Annotated in this window: 8 protein-coding genes and 1 pseudogene; 2 read left to right on the top strand and 7 right to left on the bottom strand. The window is 68.9% G+C overall.

Annotated features, from left to right (window positions below; genetic code table 11):
* Positions 1-141: 141 nt before the first annotated feature.
* The 6 genes from QK444_RS29620 to QK444_RS29595 form a co-directional block, all read right to left on the bottom strand.
* On the bottom strand, positions 142-504 hold the full coding sequence (locus QK444_RS29620) for a MarR family transcriptional regulator (protein ID WP_051037269.1): 363 nt from the start codon (positions 502-504) through the stop codon (positions 142-144).
* Between the two features lie 178 nt (positions 505-682).
* Positions 683-1,489: a class I SAM-dependent methyltransferase gene (locus QK444_RS29615; protein WP_282785418.1), complete on the bottom strand. Its 807-nt coding sequence runs from the start codon at positions 1,487-1,489 to the stop codon at positions 683-685.
* A 47-nt stretch (positions 1,490-1,536) separates the two neighbouring features.
* Complete coding sequence (locus tag QK444_RS29610) at positions 1,537-2,424, bottom strand: alpha/beta fold hydrolase (RefSeq protein ID WP_282785417.1); 888 nt, start codon at positions 2,422-2,424, stop codon at positions 1,537-1,539.
* Positions 2,425-2,436: 12 nt separating this feature from the next.
* Entirely contained in the window at positions 2,437-3,513 is a 1,077-nt protein-coding gene (locus QK444_RS29605) for a TetR/AcrR family transcriptional regulator (protein WP_282785416.1), read from the bottom strand.
* Positions 3,514-3,588: 75 nt separating this feature from the next.
* A complete protein-coding gene (locus tag QK444_RS29600; RefSeq protein WP_282785415.1) occupies positions 3,589-4,533 on the bottom strand; it encodes an NAD(P)H-binding protein in 945 nt (314 codons plus the stop codon).
* A 100-nt stretch (positions 4,534-4,633) separates the two neighbouring features.
* Complete coding sequence (locus QK444_RS29595) at positions 4,634-5,011, bottom strand: nuclear transport factor 2 family protein (protein WP_282785414.1); 378 nt, start codon at positions 5,009-5,011, stop codon at positions 4,634-4,636.
* 84 nt (positions 5,012-5,095) lie between these two features.
* On the opposite strand from QK444_RS29595, the gene QK444_RS29590 reads away from it, so the two are divergent.
* Positions 5,096-6,109: an RNA polymerase subunit sigma-70 gene (locus QK444_RS29590; protein ID WP_282785413.1), complete on the top strand. Its 1,014-nt coding sequence runs from the start codon at positions 5,096-5,098 to the stop codon at positions 6,107-6,109.
* A 102-nt stretch (positions 6,110-6,211) separates the two neighbouring features.
* On the opposite strand, the gene QK444_RS29585 is transcribed toward QK444_RS29590, so the two are convergent.
* On the bottom strand, positions 6,212-6,445 hold the full coding sequence (locus tag QK444_RS29585; RefSeq protein ID WP_282785412.1) for a hypothetical protein: 234 nt from the start codon (positions 6,443-6,445) through the stop codon (positions 6,212-6,214).
* Between QK444_RS29585 and QK444_RS29580 the strand changes: the two are divergent.
* Positions 6,444-6,981, top strand: a pseudogene (locus QK444_RS29580) (hypothetical protein); the annotation flags it as partial. The gene QK444_RS29585 and the pseudogene QK444_RS29580 overlap by 2 nt on opposite strands.

Genomic DNA, 6,981 nt, shown 5'->3' with positions numbered 1-6,981 from the left:
CTCTGGGTTATGAGCCCAGCGAGCTACCGAGCTGCTCCACCCCGCGTCGGGTGAATACAACCTTACAGACAGTATGCGGAGTTACCAAAACGCCTGGACAGAACAGGTTTCTCGACTCTATGGCCGGGCGGTGGTGTGCGGTCAGCGGGCTAGTTCGTCGACGAGGACGTTCAAAGCTGTTGTCAGGGCGTCTCTCTGCTCGCGGTCGAGGCGTTCCATGGCGGCGGCGAAGCGTTGGATGCGGGCCGAGGTGAGACCGTTGACGAGGTTGTGGCCGGTGGGGGTGGCGGTGAGGAGTTGGGCGCGGCCGTCGCCGGGGTCGGCGGCGCGTTCGAGGTAGCCGGCGCGTTCGAGGCCGGTGACTATGCGCGACATGGTGGGGGCGCTGACGCGTTCGACGGCGGCCAGGTCGCCCAGGCGCAGGGGGCCGGAGCGGGCCAGCGAGGCGAGAGCGGAGGCTGCGCCGGGGGAGAGCGCGCCGGAGTCGCCGGACTGGCGCAGCATGCGGAGCAAGCGGCCGATGGTCAGATAGAGGTCGGCGGCCTCGCTCAGGTCGGGGGTGACGACATCGGCACTGGAGCGCTCGGACAGCGCGGCCTCCTCGGTAGGACGGCGAAATCACTGATCATCATAATCGGGGCGCCGGGGAGGACGGCGCGCAGGCCGCGAGGCGGCGGCGCGGTCACCGCGTGGTGAACAGGTTGAGTTTGTAGGTGGTGATCGGCGGGGTCCAGCCGAATGCTTTGAGACCGTAGCGGTATCGCGCGGGCCAGGTGCGGGCGACGGCGGGCTGCGGGGTGGCCAGCGTGCGGGATTCGCGCAGTCGCAGGCCGTGGCGTTCCAGGATGGCGGGGTCGTCGCAGGTCCATCGCATGCGGGCGGAGACGGCCCGGAATACGGGGTTGCGGTCCTGAGTCTTCATCATGGCCGGGCCGCCGGTGTCGAAGGCGAGCGGAGTGTCCGGGAACGCCTCGGCGAACCGCCGCAGCAGGGCGTGCACGCGTTCGGCGTCGAAGTAGAGCAGCACCGCCTCGCTGAGCAGGAAGACCGGCCCGCCGTCCGCGCGAACCTGCTCATACCAGTCGGTGTCGAAGATGGATCCGGAGAGCATGGTGTAGCGGTCGCGGTCGTCGAAAAACTTGCGCCGCAACGCCATCGTGTCGTCGAGGTCGAGGTCGAACCAGCGGACGGTGCCGTTGTCGAGTCGGTCGAAGCGGGTGGACAGGCCGCAGCCCAGATCCACCACCGTGCCGTGCGGATGCTCGTGCAGGAACGCCCGCACGTACTCGTCGAAGATCGACGCCCGCAGCACCGACCCGAACAGCGACGGTCCGCGGAACTTGGTGAAGTCGTAGTCGATCGACGCCACGAGTTCGACGGCCTTGCCGTCCGCGAGGACCGAGGGGTTCCGCACCGCATCGCAGGCGCGTCCGTACAGCGGAATCAGCAGCGTTTCCTGGATCTCGCCCAGGGTCACCTGTTCACCCATCGCACCACAATAACTTAGGGTTGCCTAATTCGGGGTGCGATGTCGGGTCAGCTCGTGACGAGCACCCGCTTCAGGAAGTCGACCTGGTCGGCGAGAATCTCGTCGCGATGCTCGGGGTGGTAGATCTCGAAGTGGCTGAGGGGATAACTGCGCAGCTCCGCGTGCGGTGCGCGATCGGCGAGTTCGGTGGTGCCGGAGGCGACCGTCTCGCGATCGTGCTCGGCGATACAGACCAGCAGCGGCATCCGCAGGTCCGGCGCGTGGCGGCCGGGCCGGTAGCGCATCATCTGAAGCAGCACGCGCGGGGCGATGCTGTTGCGCCAGGTCTTGCTGTCCATGGCGGCGATGGTGCCGTGTGCCTGCGGCCCGGTCATGACCGCGAGTTCTCCCGGCAGCCCGACGGCGGGGATGTAGCGCGGGCGCAGGCCGAAAGTGCCACGGAGCCAATCGGATACCATGACCGCGAGCAGCGCCAGGGTGGCGCGCGTGGAACGTCCCTCGGCCCGGCGCGGGAATCCGTTGAACGGCACCTGGGCCACCACGGCCGCGATCCGTGCGTCCCCGGCGGCCACGGTCACGACGTGACCGCCGCCCAGGGAAGTGCCCCAGAGCACGATCCGGTCGGGGTCGATGCCCGGGTGTGCGCGGGCGAAGGCGACGGCAGCGCGGATGTCGTCGAGTTGTTCCTCGAGATCGGCTACCTGCCTGGGTTCGCCCGCGCTGGTGCCGAAGCGCCGATAGTCGAAGGTCATGGCCGCGTATCCGGCGTTCGCGAAGGCGCGGGCGGCGGCCACCAGCGCCGGAGTGTCCTGGGTACCGCTGAAACCCGGGCACAGCACCACCGCGGGCGCCACGCCCGTCTCGGCGTCGGCGTACAGCGTCCCGGAGCATTCGGTGCCGGACGAATCGAAGGTCACCGCAGTCGTTTTCATCATTGTCTCCCGCTGTCAGGCGATGTCGGCATCCAGGAGGCGCGCCAGCAGTTCCAGGACCGCGGCGCGATGCGCCACCAGATCCACACCGGTCCGATCGGCGTAGTACTCGTGCAGTTCCCGCAACGCGCCGAGCAGCGCGACACCGGTGAATTCCGGGTCGGTCAGCCGGAATTCACCGGCGGACACCCCCTCGGCGAGCAATTCCCGCACGGCCGGACGCAGCACGTTCACCGCATGGTTCACGACCCGGTGGTGCATGTCCCGGAACCGCTCCCCGTGCAGCATGTCGACCACACCGGGGACCGCATCGCGCTCGGCCACGGCGTAGCTGTGGTCGATGTAGGCCACCAGCCGATCCCGTGGCGACAGCGTCGCGTCCCGCAGGATCTCGAGGTGCCGCGCGCACAGCCGCTCCGCGTACACCTCGACCACCTCGGCGAACAGCTGATCCTTCGACCCGAAGTGGTGGTAGAAGCACCCCTTCGCCACCCCGAGCTCGCCGACGATCGCATCCACGGTGGTGGCGGCGTAGCCGCGCTCGGCGAAACCGCGAATCGCCGCGTCCACGATCTCCGCCTTGCGCACCTCGGGCTTCTTCACCTGTCGCATCATGCCTCCCGCCCCGCACTCTACCGACCGACCATCGGTCTGTACATGGCCGAGACAGTACACGCCGAGACAGTGCCGCTGTGCCGTGGCGGCCCGTGCGGCTAGCCCGCGCCACCCTGGTCGGAGGGTTCGGCGTCGGGTTTGTGCGGCGCGGTGATGCGACCCCCAATTGCACCGCGACCATCCGGTGGCCTGGTGGATCTCGCGCGTCGATACCGCCGATTCCCACCAGGTGCCCAGTCCCGCGCCGTTACCGACCGCGGCGAGCGCGGCCGCGGGCGAGAATCCCGCGACACCGAGCAGGTCGGGCCGGGGTGCGCGCAGTGCGGCGAGCAGCACCGTGGTCAGCACCTCGGCGACCTGGACCGCCGCGGCGAATCCGGCTTTGTCCAGCGTGACGGGGGTATCGGTGTACAGGTCAGGGACTTGAACGCGGGTCGAACCGCGCGGTCCGGCCATGCCCCACGGATAGCACCGCACAAGGGGGCTCCTCGTGCAGACAAGCGATTCCGACAGCTGCTTGGGCTCGGCTCCGGGGTCGGGAGGCGGCCCGGTTCAGCGGAAGAATTTCGCGTGTTCGAGGGCCCATTCCGCGTAGCTGAGCGGGTGGCGGCCGATGATCTCCGAGACCGACGGGGACTGGTCCAGGGTCCAGGCGATGAGTTCCTCGAGGTGGGTGGCGTATTCCTCGAGGGCGTAGAGGGTGACGTCGATGGCGCCGTCGGGCCAGCCGCGGTCGCGCCAGACGGCACGGCTTTCGTCGGGGGTGAGTTCGACGGTGGTGATGTCGCGGCCGAGGGCGTTGGCGATGAAGCGGATTCGGGACAGGGTGCTGATGGGCATGCCCACGGCCTCGAGGGTCATCCCCAGGTAGTCGTCGCTGCGCAAGGCCGCGGCCGCGACGGCGGCGAGGTCGTCCTCGTGGATGAACGGGTAGTGACCCGTGTTCAGGAATGCTTCGCGCACAACGCCTTCCGCGCGGATGGTGTCGGCCCAGTCCGAACCCGTGGCGGGATAGGTGCCTTCCAGGACCGAGCCCATGACGGCCGAAGGCCGGATATGGGTCCAGCCGATGCCGGAACGTTCGACGGCCTTCTCGATGGCCAGCCAGAACCAGGTCTCGCGCGGATAGGCCGCCTCGTACTCGGGTCCGTGCGAGGACAGCAGCACGATCTGGCCGACGTGCGCGGTGCGGGCGAGAGCGAGCGCGTCGTCGAGGGTGGCCGGATCGGCTCCGGTGAGGAAGACGGCGTCGACGCCGGTGAACGCGTCCCAGATCTCCAGCGGTCGGGTGATCGATCCGGAGATCAGCTCGACCGGGTGCGGCCAATCGTGCAATTGGTCGGACTCGGCGACGATGCGGACGCGCTCACCGGCGTCGAGCAGTTGCCGCGCGAGACTGCGTGCGATGATTCCGTAGGGGCTGCAGCCCTCGTTCTTGCGTGCGGCCCCGACGGTCAGCAGATGCAATCGTCCGGGCTCGTAACCGATTCCGCTCATGGCTGATACCTCTGTCGCATATCAACGGTGATCTTGCGCCTACTGCGAGGTTGCGGATCCGAACGGCAGCGATACTAACCCAGACCGCGCGCCGGCGAACTCAGCCCGGCGTCGCGGCGGTCTCCGCGAGATAGAAGGGCAGGCGATCGAAGATGAAGCGGCTCTGTGTGATTCGCCCGTTCTCCACCCGGATCAGCTCCGCGCCGGGAGCCGAGGGCACCGGAACCGAGGCGGTGTCGTACATGATCAGCGCGGTCGTCTCGTCACCGAAGGCGGCCAGCGGTCGCACACTGGTGACGGTATCGGCGAATGGTTCGAGGAACGCCCGGAAGGCGTCCGCGCCCCGAATTCGGCCCGCGGGCGTGTCGCAGACGATGTCGGCCGCGATGTAGGTCATGGCCTTGTCCATATCGTGCCCGGTCCAGGCGTCGAAGTAGGCGCGGGCCAGGTCGAGGGCGGGGCTGGTGTGCTGGTTCATATCGGTCACCTCGTGGTCGAATGGGAACTGTCGCTGGAATGGACACCGGCCACCGACGAAACGGACCGGTGCCAGAATGGCGACGTGACCGAGGCCCTCACGGCAGCCCGCTCCGGCGACCAGCGGGCGTTTCGCGAACTGACCGAACCGTATCGGCGCGAATTGCAGCTGCACTGCTACCGCCTGCTCGGTTCGTTCCAGGACGCCGAGGACGCCCTTCAGGAGACCCTGGTGGCGGCGTGGCGCGGGCTGGGGGAGTTCGAACAGCGGTCCTCGGTGCGCACCTGGCTCTACCGGATCGCCACCAACAGGTGCCTGAACACGCTGCGCACCGCACGGCGGCATCCGGTCGAACCACTGCCCTTCGAGGTGCCCGAGCCACCCGCGCACGATGCCGTCGGCTGGTTGCAGCCCTACCCGGACACCCTGCTCGACGGCGATCCGGCACTGCGCTATCAGCACCGCGAATCGGTGGAACTCGCCTTCATCGCCGCACTCCAGCAGCTGCCGCCCCGGCAGGCGGCCGTCCTGGTGCTGCGCGAGGTGCTGGAGTTCTCCGGTGCGGAGGCGGCCGAACTCCTCGGCACCAGTCCGACGGCGGTGAAGGCGGCTTTGCAGCGTGCCCGGGAAACTCTGGAGTCGGTGCGGCGCGGCCCCGCGGGACCGGCTCCCGCGCCCGGTTCGGCGGCCGAGCGGGCCTTGACCCGGCGCTTCGCCGACGCCTTCACCGATCGCGATGTCGATGCCGTCGTCGAACTGCTGACCGACGACGCCTGGCTGACCATGCCGCCCTGGCCGCATGCCTATGGAGGGCGTGCGGCGATCGCCGAATTCCTCCGGTACGTCCCGGCGTTCCGGCACGAGCACCCGATACGCCTGGTCGCCGTCCGGGCCAATACGCAGCCCGCCGTCGCGTGCTATTCCCTGCTTCCAGGAGCGTCGGAGTTTCGGGCGACCGGAATGCTGGTACTCGCCCTCGCGGCGAACGGCATTGCCGCACTCACTCATTTCCCACCCGAGGACGTCTTTCCACGCTTCGGGCTCCCCGTCTCATGGACCGACGGTCTCGCGGCGGCCGACGGCCGCGACTGTCGGTAACGACTTGTCGGAATGTCTGGATCGACTCAGACGGCCTGGGCTATCTGACAATTCGAGACCAAAGCTTCCCCAGACAGCTGCCGCCGCGGCTAGCGTGCCGCCCTACAGAGGTCGACCGCGTGGCGGGCTGGCAGGGCCGCCCGCGCAGGCCGCAGGCACCCACGGGAAGTACCAGTTGATGAGGTTCCGGAAATCCGCCATACGAACGTTGCTGTCCGCGTCGGTCGGGGTGGCCCTCGCCCCGTTCGCCCCGCCCGGACCGGCGGGGGCCGCGCCCGCCACGGCGGACCACTGCGGCAGATGGACGGCCAGCACCGTGGCGTCGGGGTACGGCATGCTGGAGAGCCTCGCTTTCGACGGGCGCGGCGGGCTGCTGCTCTCGGAACAGTCGGCCACCGGGACCGGCGGGGCGGTGCGCGAAATCGCCGCCGATGGGCAGCGCGGAACCCTGGTCGACGATATCGACGGGGTCGGAGAGTTGAGCGTCGTCGGTGACACGCTCTACTACACGACCGGGCTGAGCCTGCAATCCAAGTTCGCCGCCGAACCCGGCGGGATCGAGTCGGTGGATCTGCACACCGGCGCGCGTCGCAGCGTCGCGGCCGGACTCGATATGCCGAACGGGCTGGCGCTGCTGCCCGGCGGCGACTTCGTGGTCACCAGCGATATGGGAGCCGACACCCGCATGACGCTGGTGCGCGCCGGGGCGGACGCGGGCCCGTTCTCCTCGGCGGTCACCTCCACCAACGGCCTGGCCTACGATCCGCGGCGGCATCGGCTGTTCGTATCCAGCACCTTCGACCCGGTCACCGTGATCGCGATGGTGGACCCGGATCGCCCGGAGGCGGCGACCATAATCGAACTGCCCGGGC

Origin of the sequence: Nocardia sp. CC201C (assembly GCF_030010695.1) — a bacterium.
GTDB lineage: Bacteria > Actinomycetota > Actinomycetes > Mycobacteriales > Mycobacteriaceae > Nocardia > Nocardia otitidiscaviarum.
This window is presented reverse-complemented; position numbering and strand designations above follow the sequence as displayed.